Origin of the sequence: Claveliimonas bilis (assembly GCF_030296775.1) — a bacterium.
Lineage (GTDB): Bacteria > Bacillota > Clostridia > Lachnospirales > Lachnospiraceae > Claveliimonas > Claveliimonas bilis.
Map to the genome: position 1 here is coordinate 391,127 of NZ_AP027742.1, position 18,179 is coordinate 409,305.

The following is an 18,179-nucleotide window of genomic DNA, read 5'->3' on the forward strand; positions in this document are numbered from 1 at the left end:
TGATGGCGCGGCAGCCCGCTGTTTCTTATTCAACAGAACTCTTTGTTTTTCAACAGGAAACTTTGTCCCAAATTTCTTACGGCAGATTTTACAGAAACCATGTTGACAATTTTGTGAAAAGTTCATATACTACTATATTGTTAGCTACCAAATTGTTAGCTACAGAACAATTATGAAGGAAAGGAACGGAAGGAAAATGGGAGAAGATGCGGGAAAGTGGATCAGCCGTGTTTCCCATCAGCTGAAAAGACAGATGTCCTATGAAGAGGACGCGGAGGAAGAAAGAGAACTGACTAATATGCAGAAACATATTCTGCATTTTATTCTGTTAGAAGGTCTGAACAGGGATCTTTTTCAGAGGGATCTGGAAAAGGAATTTAAAGTAAGAAGATCCACGGCAACAGGAGCGCTGCAGCTTCTGGAAAAGAAGGGATATCTATACCGTGAACCAGTGAAGGAAGACGCCAGGCTGAAACGAATTGTGCCGACAGAAAAGGCCCTTCAGCTGCGATCAAAGCTTCTTAAGAATATCAGAAGGAGGGAAGCACAGATCAGAGAGGGGATTCCGGCCGATGATATGGAAGTTTTTATCCGGGTTCTGAAGCAGATATCCGAAAACCTTTCTTCGGGGGAAAGGGCGAAAGAAAACGATATGATATATAGAAAGGAAGAGTCAGATGAATAGGAAATTACTGAAATCTGTGCGGGAATATAAGAAACAGTCATTTATCACTCCGGTTCTGGTGGCGCTGGAAGTTCTGATGGAAGTTCTGATTCCGCTTTTAATGGCTAACATCATCGACATTGGAATTATGGAAGGAAACATGCCATACATTATCAAAATGGGGATTCTTCTTGTTGTGATGGCAATGCTGGCTTTGCTGTTCGGAGCGTTGGCAGGGAAAATGGGGGCAATTGCATCCGCGGGATATGCAAAAAACTTGCGTCACGATATTTTTTATAAAATCCAGGAGTTTTCCTTCGGAAATATTGATCATTTTTCAACCTCAAGTCTCGTGACCAGACTGACGACAGATATTACAAATGTGCAGATGGCATATATGTTTACAATCCGTCTTTTGGCCAGAGCACCGATCATGGTTGTTTTGTCGTGGATCATGACTGCGACCATTAATCTGAAGATTGCATTTTGTCTACTTGTTACAATACCGGTTCTTGGAGGAGTTTTGATTTCTATCGCAAAAAAAGCGCATCCTCATTTTATTCAGGTGTTTGATGAGTATGATGTGCTGAATAATACCGTGCAGGAAAATGTAAACGCTGCAAGGGTCGTGAAAGCTTATGTAAGAGAAGAACACGAAAATGAGAAGTTCCATAAAATTTCCCTCAAGGTATTTGACCTGTTTACAAAGGCGGAGAAGATTGTCGCATGGAACTCTCCGGTTATGCAGTTTGTTATGTATACGGTTGTTCTGCTGCTTGTTTTAATTGGAGGAGAAAATATTGTAACCGGAAATATGCAGACAGGAGAGCTGACGAGTATCATGGTATATGCCATGCAGATCCTGATGTCGCTTATGATGGTATCCTTTGTATTTGTTATGATCATGATTGCGGAGGCATCTTCGGATCGTATCAAAGAGGTATTGGAAGAAGTTCCGGAAATGCGGGATAAAGAAGATGCTCTGACAACTGTGGAAAATGGAGATATCGACTTCGAACATGTGAATTTCAGTTATGCCGGTGAAGATGGAAATTTATCTTTGAAGGATGTTAACCTGCATATTAAGAGCGGGCAGATCGTCGGCATCATCGGCGGTACCGGAAGCGCGAAGTCTACTCTGGTGCAGCTGATTCCCAGACTTTATGATGTGACGAGTGGTTGTGTGAAAGTGGGCGGACAGGATGTGCGACGATATAATCTGGAGAAACTCCGTGATCAGGTATCCATGGTGCTCCAGAAAAATGTGCTTTTTACAGGAAGTATTTATGAAAATATCAGGTGGGGCGATGAAAATGCCAGTGATGAAGAAGTACAGAGAGTTTGCAGGCTGGCACAGGCAGATGGCTTTATCAATGAATTTCCGGCTAAATACAATACAATGATCGTGGAGGGCGGAAATAACGTTTCCGGAGGACAGAAGCAGAGACTTTGTATTGCAAGAGCTCTTTTGAAAAAACCGAAGATCCTAATCCTGGATGACTCTACCAGTGCGGTTGATACAAGGACAGACGCATTGATCCGCCAGGCATTCCGGGAGGAAATTCCGGATACTACCAAAATTATTATTGCACAGAGAATCTCTTCTGTGGAAGATGCGGATGTGATCATTGTTATGGATAATGGAGAGATCAATGGTATCGGAACATCAGAAGAATTGCTGAAGAACAATGCGATTTACAGAGAAGTATACGAATCACAGGTGAAAGGAGGAGAGGAAAATGAGTAATAGAGGCGGAAAACCGACGGTGACCAAAAATACATTAAAAACAGCAAAAAGACTTCTCGGCTATGTGACGAGTACGTATAAAGTACAGTTTGTACTGGTGCTGATCTGTATTTTGATCAGCTCTATTGCCAGCATTTCCGTATCCCTGTCACTGAAATTTTTGCTGGATGATTACATTATCCCGTTGATAGGAAATCAAAATCCTGATTTTACGGAGCTGTATACAGCTCTTGGCGTACTGGCGACGATTTTTGCCTTTGGCGTACTGGCTTCCTTCCTGTATACAAGGCTGATGGTTGTCATAGGGCAGGGCGTGCTGAAACGAGTGAGAGACGAGATGTTTGAGCATATGCAGACATTGCCGATCCGATATTTTGATCAGAATACAAACGGATCTATCATGAGTCTTTATACAAATGATACGGATACTCTGCGCCAGATGATCAATCAGTCGATTCCACAGGTTCTGATGTCGGCGCTTATGATCGTTGTTACATTTATTGCTATGCTGGTATTGAGTCCGATTCTGACAATTCTGGCGGTTATTATTATTGTACTGATGATTGCCGTTTCCAATAAGATCGGAGGAAACAGCGGAAAGTATTTTATCCGGCAGCAGCTGGATCTTGCCAACATTACCGGATTTGTGGAAGAACGCATGAATGGACAGCGTGTAGTAAAAGTGTTTAATCATGAGAAAAAATCAGAAGAAGAATTTGATGTTTTAAATGAGAAGTTGTTTGAGAGCGCATCCAATGCACATACCTTTGCCAGTATCATGGGGCCGATCATCGGAAATATCGGAAATCTTCAGTTTGTGCTGACAGCGGTGCTGGGAGGTTTCCTTTCCATTATGGGAATCGGAAATATTACACTGGGCGTGATGGCTTCCTATCTGCAGTTCACAAAGAGTTTTACACAGCCTTTCATGCAGGTGGCACAGCAGTTCAACTCTATTATCATGGCGCTGGCAGGAGCAGAGCGTATCTTTAATATGATGGATGAGGAGCCGGAGGTTGATGAAGGATATGTAACTTTAGTCAATGCAAGAAAGAACGAAGACGGCACCATTGAAGAGTGCGAAGAGCGTACCGGAATGTGGGCGTGGAAACATCCCCATCAGGCAGATGGAACCGTTACTTATACGGAATTGAAGGGTGATGTACGGTTCTTTGATATGTCCTTTGGATATGAGCCGGATCATATGGTTCTTCATGATCTGACCCTTTATGCGAAACCGGGACAGAAGCTTGCGTTCGTAGGTTCAACCGGCGCAGGAAAAACAACGATCACTAACCTGATCAACCGTTTTTACGATGTACAGGATGGAAAGATCCGGTACGACGGCATTAATATTAATAAGATCAAAAAAGCCGACCTGCGTCATTCCCTTGGAATCGTACTCCAGGATACCCATCTGTTTACCGGAACAATTATGGAGAATATCCGTTACGGAAAGCTGGATGCTACAGACGAAGAAGTATACAACGCTGCAAAACTGGCCCATGCAGATCAGTTTATCAAAATGCTTCCTCAAGGATATGATACCATGCTTACCAGCGATGGCGAAGAACTGTCACAGGGACAAAGACAGCTTCTGGCAATTGCCCGGGCGGCAATTGCAGATCCTCCGGTATTGATCCTGGATGAAGCGACCTCCAGTATCGATACACGTACCGAGAGCATTGTGCAGAAAGGTATGGATAACCTGATGAAGGGAAGAACTGTATTCGTTATCGCCCACAGACTGTCCACCATCCGCAACAGCAACGCGATCATGGTACTGGAACATGGCCGTATCATCGAAAGAGGGGACCATGAGGAACTGATCGCACAGAAAGGGACCTATTACCAGTTGTACACCGGTAAGCTGGAGTTGTCGTAAACAGTTTAGCCCGGGGTGTTTTGCAGTTTTACACAGGGTATATGTCAATTTGGGACGTAACACTTTTTAAGTTTGTTACGTCCCAAATTGCAGAAAGGACTCCATATGAACAATATTATTTTCCTGGGAGACAGTATCACGGATGCGTTCCACAATATGGATGGAGCAAATTCGTTGGGGAGAGGCTATGTCAGGCGGATTGCGGACAGGCTGTATGATGATGGATACAAAGGGGAAATCCGTAATGCAGGACACGACGGCTTCACAACAGCCAGAGTGCTGCGGATGCTGGAGTATGACTGCCTCCGGCATCAGCCGGATCTGGTTTCCGTATTGGTTGGATGCAATGATGCAGGCATATGCATGAATACAGGAAAAACTCTGAAAGAGCAGGGATTTCAGCAAAATTATGAAGAATTGCTTCGGAGGCTGACATACGAAACAAAAGCTTCTGTAGTCTGTATGGGACCTTTTATCTTTCCGTTTCCGGAAGAGTATGCCAATTGGATTCCTACAATCAGGGAAGCAGAAAACATTGAGCGAAGAGCCGCGGAGAAATATGGGGCTGTCTTCCTGCCTCTTCATGACAGACTAAATGAGGTGGCCAGGGAAATAGGATATTATGCCGTTACGACAGATGGCATCCATCTGACAGAACGTGGTGCACATATTGTAGCTGACGAATGGATACACTGCATCGACTTCTTGCCCTGTCAGCCGCATGGCTAAGAGAATGAACTTTCTGCCATGCAGCTCGGATTCACAGCTTGCGCTGTTTTTTCGCCGCATACGCGGCTAAATCCTCGCTTATGGCTAAACGCCATATGTCTGCCAGGGCATAAAATTCGCTGCAAGTAAACTTGCATCGACTTCTTGCCCTGTCAGCCGCATGGCTAAATAGTTGCGTTAAAATGAGGATAAGGCTTGACTTCCGGCGCTGCACTATGGTATAGTAGTCTGGCGATGGAAGTAGGTCTTTTTTTTATGCCTAAAATTCGGGCAGCTGTCGCGGGCTGCCGGTAACACGTCAACATTATGAAATGAAGCGAGGTGGAAGTTGTGCGTACAAGAATTACATTAGAATGTACAGAATGCAAGCAGCGGAACTACAACATGACAAAGGATAAGAAAACACATCCGGAGCGCATGGAAACAAAGAAGTACTGCAGATTCTGCAAATCACACACAGTGCACAAAGAAACAAAATAGTCGCTGGCAGAAGGAGTGGTCGTCATGAGTGGAGAGAAAACTCAGAAAAAAGGCTGGTTTAAGGGTCTTAAAGCAGAATTTAAGAAAATTATCTGGCCGGATAAGTTAACACTTGCAAAGCAGACAGTAGCGGTTGTTTCGGTCACTGTTGTTCTGGGAGTCATCATAGCAGTTGTTGACTTTCTTGCCCAGAATGGCGTAGATATGCTGGTTGGATAATCGTAGACTGTAAGCGAGAAAGGTGATTTTATGTCAGAGGCAAAATGGTATGTTGTTCATACTTATTCCGGGTATGAAAACAAAGTAAAGGCCAACATTGATAAAACGATCGAAAACAGACACCTGGAAGATCAGATCCTTGAAGTGCGCGTACCGATGGAAGATGTCGTGGAGATGAAAAACGGGGTGCAGAAAGCTACCCAGAAAAAGATGTTTCCAGGGTATGTCCTGATTCATATGGTTATGAATGATGACACATGGTATGTAGTGCGGAATACAAGAGGAGTAACCGGATTTGTCGGTCCCGGATCCAAGCCGGTTCCATTGACGGATGCAGAAATGGCCCCTCTTGGAATCAAGAGAGAAAACATTGTTGTGGATTATGAAATCGGTGACAATGTTCAGGTGATCGCGGGAGCCTGGGCGGATACAGTGGGTGTGGTTCAGGCCATTAATATGGCAAAAGGAAGCCTCACCATCAATGTTGAGCTGTTTGGCCGCGAAACGCCAGTAGAGATAAGTTTCGCTGAAGTGAAAAAAATGTAGTCAATAGTGGGAGGGGATTTCAAATTCCCGCCAATACCACAAGGAGGTAATGAAAATGGCAAAAAAAGTAGAAGGTTATATTAAATTACAGATTCCTGCTGGAAAGGCAACACCGGCTCCTCCGGTTGGACCTGCACTTGGACAGCATGGTGTAAACATCGTTGAATTTACAAAGCAGTTTAATGCTAGAACAGCTGATCAGGGAGATCTGATCATTCCTGTAGTTATCACAGTTTACAACGACAGAAGCTTCAGCTTCGTGACAAAGACACCTCCGGCAGCAGTTTTGATTAAGAAAGCATGCAAGATCAAATCTGGTTCAGGCGTGCCGAACAAGAAAAAGGTTGCTACAATTACAAAAGCACAGCTGCAGGAAATTGCAGAGACAAAGATGCCAGACCTTAACGCTGCAAGCGTTGAAGCAGCAATGAGCATGATTGCCGGTACCTGCAGAAGTATGGGTGTAACAGTAGAAGAATAAGCACTTTCTTTATAAAGTTAATTGTAATAAGAGTGGGAGGGTTATCCCGACATTACCACAAGGAGGTATTTTTTAATGAAAAGAGGAAAAAAATATACAGAAGCTGCAAAAGTAATCGAAAGAGGAACACTTTACGATAAGGATGAGGCAGTTTCTTTAGTGAAAAAGACAGCAGTAGCTAAATTTGACGAAACAATCGAAGCTCATATCAGAACAGGATGTGACGGACGTCATGCTGATCAGCAGATCCGTGGTGCAGTTGTACTTCCTCACGGAACTGGAAAGAAAGTCCGCATTCTTGTGTTTGCAAAAGATGCAAAAGCTGAAGAAGCAAAAGCAGCAGGAGCAGATTTTGTAGGCGGAGATGAGCTGATTCCAAAGATCCAGAATGAGAACTGGTTTGAATTTGACGTAGTAGTTGCTACACCGGATATGATGGGTATCGTTGGACGTCTCGGACGTGTACTTGGACCAAAAGGTCTTATGCCGAACCCGAAAGCCGGAACAGTTACTATGGATGTTACAAAGGCAATCCAGGATATCAAAGCTGGTAAGATTGAATACAGACTTGATAAGACAAATATTATCCATGTGCCGATCGGTAAAGCATCCTTTACTGAGGAGCAGCTTGCAGACAACTTCCAGACGCTTATTGATGCAGTAAACAAAGCCAGACCGGCAGCTGTAAAAGGTCAGTTCCTTAAGAGCGTGACACTTACATCTACAATGGGACCTGGTGTGAAAGTTAATCCGGCTAAACTGGTTTAATTTGAAATGCATATATGAAAAAACGCCCTTCGGCTTTTGCCGAAGGGCGTTTTTTGTGAAAGTTTCAAAAATGCCCGGGGTGTTACGCAGTTTTACCCAGGGTATACTGCAATTTGACACGTAACACTTTTAAACTTTGTTACGTGTCATATATTTATATGCCAAGCAGAGCCAACTTGTCGAGCACACCTGCTGGCACATATTGCGGATAATAGACTGTTAAGGCATAATAGACATTGCGGCTACTATTTTGGGGAGATCATAAGTGGAGTCTCCCGGAGGAAATGTAAGGAAAAAGTTTTAAAGGAGTCGAGAGCAGTGCAGAAGATTTTAGCGTTCTGTAAAGAGGGGAAAGATCCGGAAGGTATAGAACATAAGGTGGAAGAATATCTCAAAGAACTTCAGGAAAATGAAAAATGGTTTATCATCCTTCCGTGCAGGAAAAATGAGATTGTACTGGAAGAAGGAGAAATCAGCTTTATAGAGCGGGATAAGCGTGTGACGCGGATCCATACAGAGCAGGGCGATGTTATTACAACTATGAAGGTTTCGGAAGTCTATACACATCTCGATCATACGAGATTTGTTCTCTGTCATAACAGTTTCATTGTAAATATGGAAAAAATAAGAATTTTCAACAGATCAGAGATTACATTAAGAAGCGGTGAAGTCATTCCGATCAGCCGCTCCCACTGGAAAAATACGAAAGAAACTTTTGACAACTGGGCAGGAAGATACATGAAGAGATTCCGCCAGGCAAAGAAGCCGTCAGAGGAGGAGCAGACAGGGAGCGAAGAGGAATAAGCTATAGAGAGGAAATATAGGGGCGGAGTATAAATGGCCGCCCCTAATCTGGCATCTCCTTTAATATCTGGATCTGCTTTTGAATGATCTGCCTGGTTTCTTCGCGGCTGTAGGCGATGGAAGAGTTTTCCAGGCTGGAGAAATAATCAAAGAAGGCCTGACCGATATAGCTTTCTGATATATAGAAGCCAAGGAATTTATTTTGGCTGTCCAGAAAGCATAGGAAAATAGAATAGTCGGAAAACGCCTCATAATATGCCCGGTCAGTAAGAAGCGGACTTGGTTTCAGCATGGTATATTCTCCTGTTTCCAGGCTTGTCTCCAGGAAGTATTCCAGCATTTTTTGACGTACCAAAGGCGAAAATTCTACCGGGATACAGGCGTATGGCCCGGCGAAACGCCCTGTCTGGCAGAAACGCTCAAGGCCGCTTAGCGTGAAATAGTTGTGAAAAGTATAGGGCGCCGGAAACCGGTTTTTAAAGCTGTCTTTCAGCATTTTCGGATCGATGAAATCCGTGTTTTCCGGAGAGGATGCCCACACATCCGGATCGTAGAGCATGGAAAACACACAGGGCTGTGACTCCAGCACACGGGAAGAGGTCTGTTTGGCCATAGTGATCTCTCCGTAGAAATTTAAAATTTCTTCCGGCTCGCGGCGCATAAAAAGGAAAGGCGCAGCGGACTGAAATTGTTTTTCTGCTTCCCGGAGATATTGTTCTACGACATCCGCCTTGTCCAGTAAAATGGATGATTTTAAATCAGCTGTCAGCAGAAGGACACTGCTTTCTGTTACCAAATAATAGGGATATAGAAGCGCACTTGTATCAATGTGCGCTTCTTTGCTGTAATAAAAAAACGGCTGGTAAGGATAGCGGGTCAGAGCAAAAGCCAAAGTACATTGTAAAAGTTCCAGGTTGGAATTAACATTTTCGGATTTTTCCGGATTCTGACAAAGGCAGAATAAATGTTTCAGATCAAATTTCCGGCCGAGTTTTTCCGAAAGATGAAGAATGATCCGAAAAAAAGAAATACAGTCAGGCGGAAAATTCGTCAGCAAAACAGGCGCGTTTTCAGAACGAAGTAAAGAGTGTTCCAAAAAGTGCTGAAGTTTTTCCTCGATGGCAAAGGAAAGTTGTATCTGATGTTTCGCTGAAATAACCGGAGAGTAAGAGAGGGCGGAAAAATCCGGCGCGGCCAGATTCTCCAGAATATTTTGTATATACTTCCGGTTATAATAAGCTGGTTTCCCGATACGCTCTAATTCGTAGAGTTCTATGAGTTCCTGCCTTTGCTGCGGATTGATGCGCAGATAGAGACAGAATTGAGAAATAAATTCCGGCCCGGGAAGGCGCTTCCCCGTCACCATTCGCTGCAGTGAAGTACGATCCAGACCGGATATTTTGGAAAGCTGATAAATATTTGTTCCGGTATCTTCTATATATTGGCGACATTTTTCGCTGAAATCTGACATAATAAATCCCCCTTCAAATAAAATACACTTATTATGTGATATTTTCTTAAATGATACAGAAAAACAGAAAAATTTACAAGACAGGCTGCACAAATAGCCCGTCTTGTGCAAAAAGAGGAAAAAAAGGCTGCACAGAAGAGAGCGCTGAAGTGAAAAGTTTATTTCCACTTTGAAAGACGGGAAAAGAAAAGTGGCAATTACTCTTACAAAAATGAGTGATTGCTGCTTTTTCTGTTTTATTAAGTAGAAATAAGTGTTACACTAAATGAAGCAAACAACAGGCTGCTTGAAAAAGACAGGATTTTTAGACATGACAAAAAAGCGGACTTTAGTCGGTATTTTTAAGGGTGTAGGACTAAATTCCACTTGTCGGGGATGGTATTTCCTTTCTTTGACAGCCGCCTGTTGTTTTTGATCAGGTAGTTTTCCTTACTTGTTTCTCTGCTTGAGCAGGTATGGTTTTAAAATGATCTGATCCTTTTCGATTGGATGGATGCCGAAAGCCAGCAGCTTTTCGTACAGATCCTGATACATAAATTCCGTCAGTTCCAACGGACTTTTATTGCCAAGCAGCTCGCAAGGGGAGGAGTTTACGTGGCTGAGGACCAGATTCAGCCTGGACTGGCCGGTCAGCCCGAGTTCCCTCAGATCCGTTCCTTTTGGAAGGATGTAACGGAGTTCTATATGTTTATTCTCCAACGTGCCTTTTTGTCCTGACTGCATGGGATCGCAGTAAAACACCCTTGTCCGTCTTGTGCCATCGTGAGATGCCTCCATGGCTTCGGCGGCAGAAAACTCCGTCCCACGATCAGTTAGTAAAACATGGACATATTTGCGGAACAATTCTGTGCCAAGAATGGATTCCAGTATGTCAATACCTTCCTTCATGGAAGCGGAGGTTTTTTCGTTGCGATATAAAGCGAGAAGGATGCCGGCTCTCACAAATTTAAATGTCTGAAGGAAAGGACCGTTTGTCTCATCGTTATAGACCGTATCCATTTGGACAACAAAGACCTCGGGATGATCGGAGAGATAGGATTGATAATCTTTGTAGGTTCTGCCTTGGAGATACTTTCTGTCGGTGCGTTTCTTATAAGTTTTTGCCTTTTTCTTCGGCAGTTTACGTGATACCTGCCTCCGCAGATCCATGACAGTGATTCCCGCAATCTCGTGGAAAACACCGTTTTCGATATAGTTGTAAAGCGTTTTTTCTGAAATGCCGAGTTCCGGATGGTTTGTAACGATCTGATAGGGAGACTGGCCCTGCTTCAGGAGCGGAGCGATAATAGCAGCCATCTGTTTTGCTTCCTGTACTGTAAGATTGACACCTTCCCGGGAGTCGATCAGAGTAGTGCGGTAATCCATATGGGCATCTTCCGGAGAGTACTGGTATTTATCAAAACGGCAGCGTGACCAGTTGGAACAGCCGTTGCAGGCACCAGGGGAGCGGTCGCGCCTTGAGCAGCGGAAAGGACTGTACTCCGGACAGTCAGGTGTACACTGACGGCCATAGACACATTTTTTATAGTGAGTGCACTCCAGGGGCATCTTACACTTATGGGTAAGAGTCCTGTGAAGTTTGATCTCTTTGCCAACAGTAGACTTATCCTTGCCGATGGTCTGGGCGATGGCCGTTTTCGCGGAGCCGTTCGTAATGCCGGCGAGAATGATACGCCGTTCCTCTAAAGTTAAATGAGAAAAAGAGTTTTGAGTTTTCATAATAGACACCAACCTTTCCGGCGACTGCCTAGCATGAAAAGTGTAAGACTAAATGCTGCATATGGGGAAGTGGAAATGAGTGAAAGACTAAAATCTACTTTTACCTATTCAAAGTGGAAATAAACTTTTCACTTCAGGCACAGAAGAGAGCACATATTGCCTGTCACAGCGAAGCGGGAGTATATTTAGAATATGGGGATTTTTCGGTATTATGGAAGGAGTATGTTCGGGAAGAATCCCGAAAGGAGATAAAGAGCAGCGGTTATGCTGCAAAAGGAGGAGATGGAAAGTATGAGAAAGAGGATCAAAAGAGGAGGTGCGCTTCTTCTGGCTCTGGCTCTTGCTTTTACGCCTGTGACGCTTCAGGCAGAAGAGGGCGCTGCAGAGCAGACAGAAACAGAAGCGCCGTCTGTAAAGCAGGAGCAGCCCTCTGTAAATCCGGAGACAGACACAGAAGATACAAAGGAATCTGTGTCGGAAAATACAAAGGAATCAGTGCTGGAAAAGACAGGGGATGGACAGTATGACATTACGAAGCCTGTAATTGAAAAAGTTGAATTTCCACAGAACGGTCAGACCCTGGCATCAGACAGTACTCTGGAGATTTTTGTGTATGCACAGGATATGGAGAGCGGGATCAACCGTGTGGAAGCCAGAGCTTATTTTAATGACGGAGAGGAAACTTACTCATCTTATCCGATGAACGATACCTATGACGCAGAGAGAGGATGCTATGTGCTGACCTGTTCTTTGAAGAGCATCCGTGCAGTAAGTGGTCATATCGACAGTATCAGGGTGGTAGACAACAGTGAAAATTATGCAGACTGGACCGTATCGGACAGTACGGGTTATCTTTATACGTTTGATATTACCCCGAGGGAAGATCCGGTCATCCAGGCAAAGAATGTTCAGTTTACTCCAAATCAGCAGACGCTGAAGGAGGGGGACAAGGTTACCTGCACGTTTGAGGCGGATATACCGGACAGCATTACAGATGCACGTTCCATCACAGTTGAGATTAAAAATGAGACGGAAAGATATTATTGGTCTGCATATGCAGATTTGAACGATACCGGAGAATATTCTGTCAGCTTTGATATTACTTCTTATATGGCAAATGGAAAATGGATGTTGTCAGAGATAGAGCTTTCCACTGACAGCGGAAATATTCCTCTCGTAACAGAAGGGCAGGAGAACCTTTGGTTTGAAGTAACTGGCAACGATGTTGTGGATGAAGATACAGAAGCGCCGAAGATCACATCCATTGAAATAGATAAGAATGGTGAGATCCTTGAGGCGGGTGACTCTGCAGCAATCCGTATCAAGGCGGAGGATAATGTGGAGCTTGACACTTCTAACGCCGGCATAAGTATGTACGCAGCGGCTGACATTGCAGAGGGAAGCAGATACATTGAGCTGACGTGGAACGAAGAAGCACAGGTATTTGAAGGCGTATTTGAAGTGACAGAGGATACCTATCCATGCGAATGGTATATCGGTGAAGTGGACATTTCCGATATGTCCGGCAACAGAGCGTCTGTAAATGAAATCGGTCCGAATTCTGGCGCTACTTATCCCTGGTATGTTCAGGTAATGAACGGGTCTACCTTTGTGAATCCGACCTATACGGTCAATATCAGCTTTATGACATTAGACGCTGATGGAAAATGGCAGGAGGCGGGACGAGTTACCAAAGAAAATGTGGAGAGACGTACTACGTTGGCGGAGGCCGGGATCACCCTGCCGGAGTACTCAAGCCAATATGATGGCATCCAGCAGATCGGATGGCAGATGTCCACGGGCGGAGAAATAACTGCCGATACGCAGGTTATGGGAAATATGGGCTATATGTATGTCTATGCCAAATATGACAAGCTCCCGGTTTACATTTCTTACCGTTATGTAGGCGCGGATGGAGATGAGAAATATAAAGAAACAAAAGAACCCGTATTTATGCCTGGTGATGCTACCTATGGTGATGTAGAAACTTATCTGCAGAATGTTTCGGCGCCGGAAGAAAGTTTTGGGGATCTTGTATTCCAGAAGTGGGAGCTTGCTTCTTATCAGGATGCAGACGATCCGCTGATAACTTCGAATTTTGTATCTGTCAGCGCTTCATATGATAAGAATCTGGGTATTGTTTCCTTCGGCTACCTGGACAGCAAAGGAGAATGGAAACACGCCACAAAGATTTACCCTGTAGAAAAGGGATCGACCTACGGGGATGTGATAGAACAGGCAGAAACATTCCGCCCGGATGATCTCTCTGACGAGATAGAGCTGACTGGCTGGACTGCAGGCGAATATGAGGAATCTATGAAAGATGAAGCGCTGGACAATTACAGCTACATCAATCTGGAAGGAGAATATGGCGACAAGTATGTTGTGACAGGATGCAGGTTCTATTACACGAAAGACGGGTACCAGGCAGAGGATTCGGATATCTATATTGTAGATAAAGGCGCGAAATATTCAGAGGTTTATGAAATGCTTGAAAATCTGGATATGCCGGAGATGTATCCGGGACTCGACCTTGAACGCTGGGGGAAAGATTATGATGACAGCACAGAGATAAAGAACAGTGGAGAGGTAATTAGTATTTATGCGGTATACAAGCAGGCGATGATCCGTATGCTTATTGATCCGAAGTTTGAGAAACTGGACGGAGCAGGAGCAGGACCGGAAGAAGAGGTCGAGTTCATCAAATGTTTCGTTGTGGACAGAGGGGATGAGATCACTCTGCCATCCAGTTTTGAGGGATATGAAAATGTTACCTGGCTCAACTATCCGGAAGGCGGAAAAGTAACAGGAGATTACGACAGAACAGTATATGGTTACGTGGCAGGAGGAAGCTCACAGCCGGAGGACCCGGACGAGCCGTCCGTACCGGAAGATCCGGAACAGCCGACAGATCCGTCTGTACCTGGAGAAGAGGAGGGAACAAAACTTCCTGACAGCGCAGTATCGGATATTATTGAAGTGATCGAAAGCGCAGAACCTGGAGAAGATGTCAGTGTAGATATGGGCAGTGCAACAGTCATTTCCAAAGAGGTTCTTGAGGCTGCCAAGGGCAAAGATGTTGATCTTAAGCTTAATATGGGCAGCTATACATGGACGGTCAACGGACAGGATATCAAGGCTTCTGATCTGAAGGATATCAACCTGAAGGTAGATGTAAACACAAATGCGGTTCCAAGCAGTGTTGTGAAGAAACTGGCAGGAGATAATCCGACAATGCAGCTGTCTTTGGCGCATGAAGGAGAATTTGGATTCCTGGCTACTTTGACTTTAAATGTAGGAAGCCAGTATGCCGGAGAATATGGAAATCTGTTCTATTATGACAGCGATGGAAAAATGGTATATATTGACGCCGGTCTGGTGACACCGGAAGGGAACCTGTCGCTGACTTTCAGTCACGCTTCGGATTATGTTGTTGTCTTCAACGAAAAACAGATGTCTCAAAGTGATGTGCCGAATGATCTGCAGCCATTATCAGGCGGTGGAGCAGGCAATGCAGCGCAGGCGGGCAACGCGGCCAGAACAGGCGACACGGCTCCTATAGGAATGCTTATCGTTTTAATGTTGGCAGCTTTGGCATCAGTATCTGTGGTTGTGCTGAAGAGAAGAACCTCGGAGAAATAAAAAGATAAAATAAGGTGTTTACATGGAGATAGGGATAAAACCCCTATCTCCTTTTTTGCTCAGTGGGAAATGGAAAATTTTCCGTAAAAAAATATAAATGTGCAAAAGCGGAAAACTTTCCAAAAAGGCATTGAAACTATAATGCAAATGTGCTAACCTGAGTCCAACAAAAGTGACATACATTAAATAAAATAAGCGCTTAATTTAGTGAATGTTTACAAAAAAGGAAGTGGAGGACTAGGCAAGGTGGTTAAGACAAAGGAAGAGCTGATCAAGGGTTTATATGATTTGTTAGAAGAAACACAGATCAATCTTGAAGAAGAAGATCTGTATGAAGCATCTGCTGACAGATATAAGAAGTATGCAAAAGCCAAGAAGGTTTTGAACGTACCGGCTCCGGCAGCAATTGTTTATCCTTATACAGCAGAGGAAGTACAGAAACTTCTGGTTTACTGTAATGAAAATCAGATCAATGTCATTCCAAGAAGCGGCAAGACTGCGACAGAGGGAGGACTTGAAAACTGGAAAGAACTTACAATCGTAATTGATGCAAAAAATTTAAACAAAATTATCAAGATTGATACATATAACATGCAGGCAACTGTTCAGGCTGGTGTACAGCTTCAGGTACTGGAAGATGAACTTAGGAAACTGGGCTACACGACAGGACATTCTCCGCAGTCCAAACCGGTAGCAGAATACGGCGGACTGGTTGCTACAAGAAGTATCGGACAGTTTTCTACACTGTACGGCGGCATTGAAGACATGGTAGTCGGATTGGAATGTGTATTTCCAAACGGACATATTTCCAGAATTAAAAATGTTCCGAGAAGGTCAGGCGGGCCTGACATCAGACACATTCCGATCGGAAACGAAGGAACGCTGTGCTACATAACAGAAGTTACAGTGAAAATCTTCAAATATTATCCGGACAACAATAAGTTCTACGGATACCTGATCGATGATGTGGACACCGGAATTAAAATTCTCCGGGAAGTTGTAACAGAAGGTTTCCGTCCGTCCGTTGCAAGAACTTATTCCGAAGAAGATGCAAGACAGCATTTCTATCATTTTTATAAAGGAAAATGTGTTTTGATCTTCATGGCAGAAGGACCGAAAGGATTAGTAAAAGCAACATGCGACGCCATTGAGGAAGCTGTTGAGAAATTCAAAGACGGCGTATGTGAGCAGGTGGACAGCCAGCTGATCCAGGATTGGTTTGAACATCTCAACTGGTCACAGCAGGATTTGGATGATGAGCGCCAGGGAATGATCGACAATGACCGCCATGACGGATATACAACAGAAATTTCAGCGGATTGGGAGCACATTACACAGATTTACTACAATGTAATAAACAGAATCCGCAACGAATATGAAATGGCAGACGATCTGACAATGTTGGGAGGACATTCTTCTCACAGTTATATTAATGGAACTAACATGTACTTTGTGTACAACTACAATATCAACTGTGCTCCGGAAGACGAGCTTCGTGTTTACCATCATCCGATACAGAGGATTATTGTAGAAGAAACTTTGAAACTGGGCGGTTCTATGTGTCACCATCACGGAATCGGAAAATACCGTAATGAATGGACGAAAGAAGAGCATGGCTCCGCTTATTATATGCTTGAAACTCTGAAAAAGGCCTTTGATCCTAACGGAATCATGAACTTTGGAACGATTTTCCCGGAGGAAGAAGGCAAAAAGTATCAGCAGTAGTAAGGAGGGAAAAAAGTGAATAAAGAAACTATAAAACGATATATACAGCTTGCGCTTGTAGTTTCATCAGCCGGCGTAATATATCCGATCGCTTATCTGAAAAACAATTACCAGGAAACACTGCTTAGTGTATATAATATCAGTCTTCAGGAGCTGAATACTATTTTCCTTGCTCTGGGAATCATATCGGTCATAACGTATTTCCCAAGCGGAATACTTTGTGATAAATTTTCCTGCAAAAAACTTCTGGTAATCTCATTGATCGGAACGGCTGCAGCCGGCTTCTGGTTTGCAACCGTTCCGGAGTTTACCGGTATCGTCCTTATTTATATGCTATGGGGAATATTCTCGATTCTGACCTTCTGGTCAGCGCATATGAAGCTGATCAAGCTTCTGGCAAGGCCGGAAGAGCAGGGAAGGTTCTTCGGAATCCTGGATGGCGGACGAGGACTGATCGAAGCAGTTCTTGGTGTAATCGCAGTAGCAATCTTTGCAGCGCTGATGGGATCTGATCCTGGTCCAAAAGAGCAGCGCGAGGCAATGGTAGCTCTGGTTTACCTGTACACGGCTGCTATTGTAGTTGTTACGATCCTTATCATCATCTTCATGGATGACGACAAGAACCCGAACAGTATGTTCCGCCAAGGTTCTGAAGTAAAACAAGAGAAATTCAAAGTCAGCGAAGTGAAAGAGCTGCTGAAAAATAAAACAGTTTTTGTACTGTCAGGCATTATCTTTACAGCCTATGCGCTGACATGGACATTGTACTATTTCAGCGGATTCCTTGAAACAAACATTGGAATCGACGCTGTAACCGTCGGAGTTGTTATGACAGTTGTTCTGTGGCTGCGACCGGTGGGCGGATTTGTCGGCGGATTCCTGGGAGATAAATTAGGAAGGCCAAAGACAATCCTTACCGTACTCCTGTGTTCCTCCATTCTGTTGGTTGTTGTATCCGTTCTGCCGGCAACATCCGGACAGACACTGTTTATTGCGCTGATCCTGGTTCTGTCCTTCTTCATCTATGCAGTAAGAGGAACCTACTGGTCACTTATGGATGACTGTAAGGTAAATCCGGCTATCATCGGAACGGCAATGGGATTCACCGCTTTGCTTGGATATCTGCCGGATATCGTAGTACCGCTCTTCAATACCGCATGCTTTAATACATTTGGTCCTACAGGCGGATACTATGCTTTCTTTGTTGGAAGTGCAATTCTTGGAGTGATCGGAGTTATCCTTATTGCGATCTTTATCATGATGATCAAGAAGAGAGATAGAGGAGAAGCAAAATAGAGC

15 protein-coding genes are annotated in these 18,179 nt (G+C 44.1%); 13 read left to right on the plus strand and 2 right to left on the minus strand.

Annotated elements, in window-relative coordinates; translation table 11 throughout:
• The first annotated feature begins 196 nt into the window (after positions 1-196).
• The 10 genes from R2J37_RS01805 (at position 197) to R2J37_RS01850 (ending at position 8,323) form a co-directional block, all read left to right on the plus strand.
• Positions 197-685, plus strand: coding sequence for a MarR family winged helix-turn-helix transcriptional regulator (locus R2J37_RS01805; RefSeq protein WP_230107262.1), 489 nt, complete (start codon positions 197-199; stop codon positions 683-685).
• On the plus strand, positions 678-2,411 hold the full coding sequence (locus tag R2J37_RS01810; protein ID WP_316266095.1) for an ABC transporter ATP-binding protein: 1,734 nt from the start codon (positions 678-680) through the stop codon (positions 2,409-2,411). The genes R2J37_RS01805 and R2J37_RS01810 overlap by 8 nt, the downstream gene beginning before the upstream one ends.
• Complete coding sequence (locus R2J37_RS01815; protein ID WP_230107260.1) at positions 2,404-4,296, plus strand: ABC transporter ATP-binding protein; 1,893 nt, start codon at positions 2,404-2,406, stop codon at positions 4,294-4,296. Before R2J37_RS01810 ends, R2J37_RS01815 begins: the two co-directional genes overlap by 8 nt.
• Before the next feature lie 105 nt (positions 4,297-4,401).
• Positions 4,402-5,025 (plus strand): SGNH/GDSL hydrolase family protein, encoded by a 624-nt coding sequence (locus R2J37_RS01820; RefSeq protein ID WP_316266096.1) that lies wholly within the window; start codon positions 4,402-4,404, stop codon positions 5,023-5,025.
• Positions 5,026-5,355: 330 nt separating this feature from the next.
• Positions 5,356-5,505 carry a 50S ribosomal protein L33 gene (gene rpmG, locus R2J37_RS01825; protein WP_230107258.1) on the plus strand — a complete coding sequence of 50 codons (150 nt, stop codon included), beginning with the start codon at positions 5,356-5,358 and terminating at the stop codon, positions 5,503-5,505.
• A gap of 24 nt (positions 5,506-5,529) precedes the next feature.
• Positions 5,530-5,724, plus strand: coding sequence for a preprotein translocase subunit SecE (gene secE, locus R2J37_RS01830; protein ID WP_230107257.1), 195 nt, complete (start codon positions 5,530-5,532; stop codon positions 5,722-5,724).
• A 30-nt stretch (positions 5,725-5,754) separates the two neighbouring features.
• Entirely contained in the window at positions 5,755-6,270 is a 516-nt protein-coding gene (gene nusG, locus R2J37_RS01835) for a transcription termination/antitermination protein NusG (protein WP_230107256.1), read from the plus strand.
• Between the two features lie 55 nt (positions 6,271-6,325).
• Positions 6,326-6,751, plus strand: a complete 426-nt coding sequence (rplK, locus tag R2J37_RS01840) for a 50S ribosomal protein L11 (RefSeq protein ID WP_230107255.1) — start codon at positions 6,326-6,328, stop codon at positions 6,749-6,751.
• A gap of 75 nt (positions 6,752-6,826) precedes the next feature.
• Complete coding sequence (rplA, locus tag R2J37_RS01845) at positions 6,827-7,519, plus strand: 50S ribosomal protein L1 (protein WP_230107254.1); 693 nt, start codon at positions 6,827-6,829, stop codon at positions 7,517-7,519.
• A gap of 318 nt (positions 7,520-7,837) precedes the next feature.
• Entirely contained in the window at positions 7,838-8,323 is a 486-nt protein-coding gene (locus tag R2J37_RS01850) for a LytR/AlgR family response regulator transcription factor (RefSeq protein WP_316266097.1), read from the plus strand.
• A 43-nt stretch (positions 8,324-8,366) separates the two neighbouring features.
• Here the strand turns inward: R2J37_RS01850 and R2J37_RS01855 are convergent, their stop codons facing one another.
• Positions 8,367-9,794, minus strand: a complete 1,428-nt coding sequence (locus R2J37_RS01855) for a hypothetical protein (RefSeq protein WP_316266098.1) — start codon at positions 9,792-9,794, stop codon at positions 8,367-8,369.
• Between the two features lie 429 nt (positions 9,795-10,223).
• A complete protein-coding gene (locus tag R2J37_RS01860) occupies positions 10,224-11,513 on the minus strand; it encodes an IS30 family transposase (protein WP_316265635.1) in 1,290 nt (429 codons plus the stop codon).
• A gap of 291 nt (positions 11,514-11,804) precedes the next feature.
• Here R2J37_RS01860 and R2J37_RS01865 point away from each other — a divergent pair, with 291 nt between their 5' ends.
• From R2J37_RS01865 to R2J37_RS01875, 3 genes are all read left to right on the plus strand, one after another.
• Positions 11,805-15,155, plus strand: a complete 3,351-nt coding sequence (locus R2J37_RS01865; protein ID WP_316266099.1) for a hypothetical protein — start codon at positions 11,805-11,807, stop codon at positions 15,153-15,155.
• Between the two features lie 246 nt (positions 15,156-15,401).
• Positions 15,402-16,880, plus strand: coding sequence for an FAD-binding oxidoreductase (locus tag R2J37_RS01870; protein ID WP_316266100.1), 1,479 nt, complete (start codon positions 15,402-15,404; stop codon positions 16,878-16,880).
• A gap of 15 nt (positions 16,881-16,895) precedes the next feature.
• Positions 16,896-18,176: an MFS transporter gene (locus R2J37_RS01875; protein WP_316266101.1), complete on the plus strand. Its 1,281-nt coding sequence runs from the start codon at positions 16,896-16,898 to the stop codon at positions 18,174-18,176.
• The last annotated feature ends 3 nt before the right edge of the window (positions 18,177-18,179 follow it).

Coding starts and splice junctions, on each gene's coding strand:
- R2J37_RS01805 (WP_230107262.1), top strand. CDS start 197: ATGGGAGAAGATGCGGGAAAGTGGATCAGCCGTGTTTCCCATCAGCTG.
- R2J37_RS01810 (WP_316266095.1), top strand. CDS start 678: ATGAATAGGAAATTACTGAAATCTGTGCGGGAATATAAGAAACAGTCA.
- R2J37_RS01815 (WP_230107260.1), top strand. CDS start 2,404: ATGAGTAATAGAGGCGGAAAACCGACGGTGACCAAAAATACATTAAAA.
- R2J37_RS01820 (WP_316266096.1), top strand. CDS start 4,402: ATGAACAATATTATTTTCCTGGGAGACAGTATCACGGATGCGTTCCAC.
- secE (WP_230107257.1), top strand. CDS start 5,530: ATGAGTGGAGAGAAAACTCAGAAAAAAGGCTGGTTTAAGGGTCTTAAA.
- nusG (WP_230107256.1), top strand. CDS start 5,755: ATGTCAGAGGCAAAATGGTATGTTGTTCATACTTATTCCGGGTATGAA.
- rplK (WP_230107255.1), top strand. CDS start 6,326: ATGGCAAAAAAAGTAGAAGGTTATATTAAATTACAGATTCCTGCTGGA.
- rplA (WP_230107254.1), top strand. CDS start 6,827: ATGAAAAGAGGAAAAAAATATACAGAAGCTGCAAAAGTAATCGAAAGA.
- R2J37_RS01855 (WP_316266098.1), bottom strand. CDS start 9,794: ATGTCAGATTTCAGCGAAAAATGTCGCCAATATATAGAAGATACCGGA.
- R2J37_RS01860 (WP_316265635.1), bottom strand. CDS start 11,513: ATGAAAACTCAAAACTCTTTTTCTCATTTAACTTTAGAGGAACGGCGT.
- R2J37_RS01865 (WP_316266099.1), top strand. CDS start 11,805: ATGAGAAAGAGGATCAAAAGAGGAGGTGCGCTTCTTCTGGCTCTGGCT.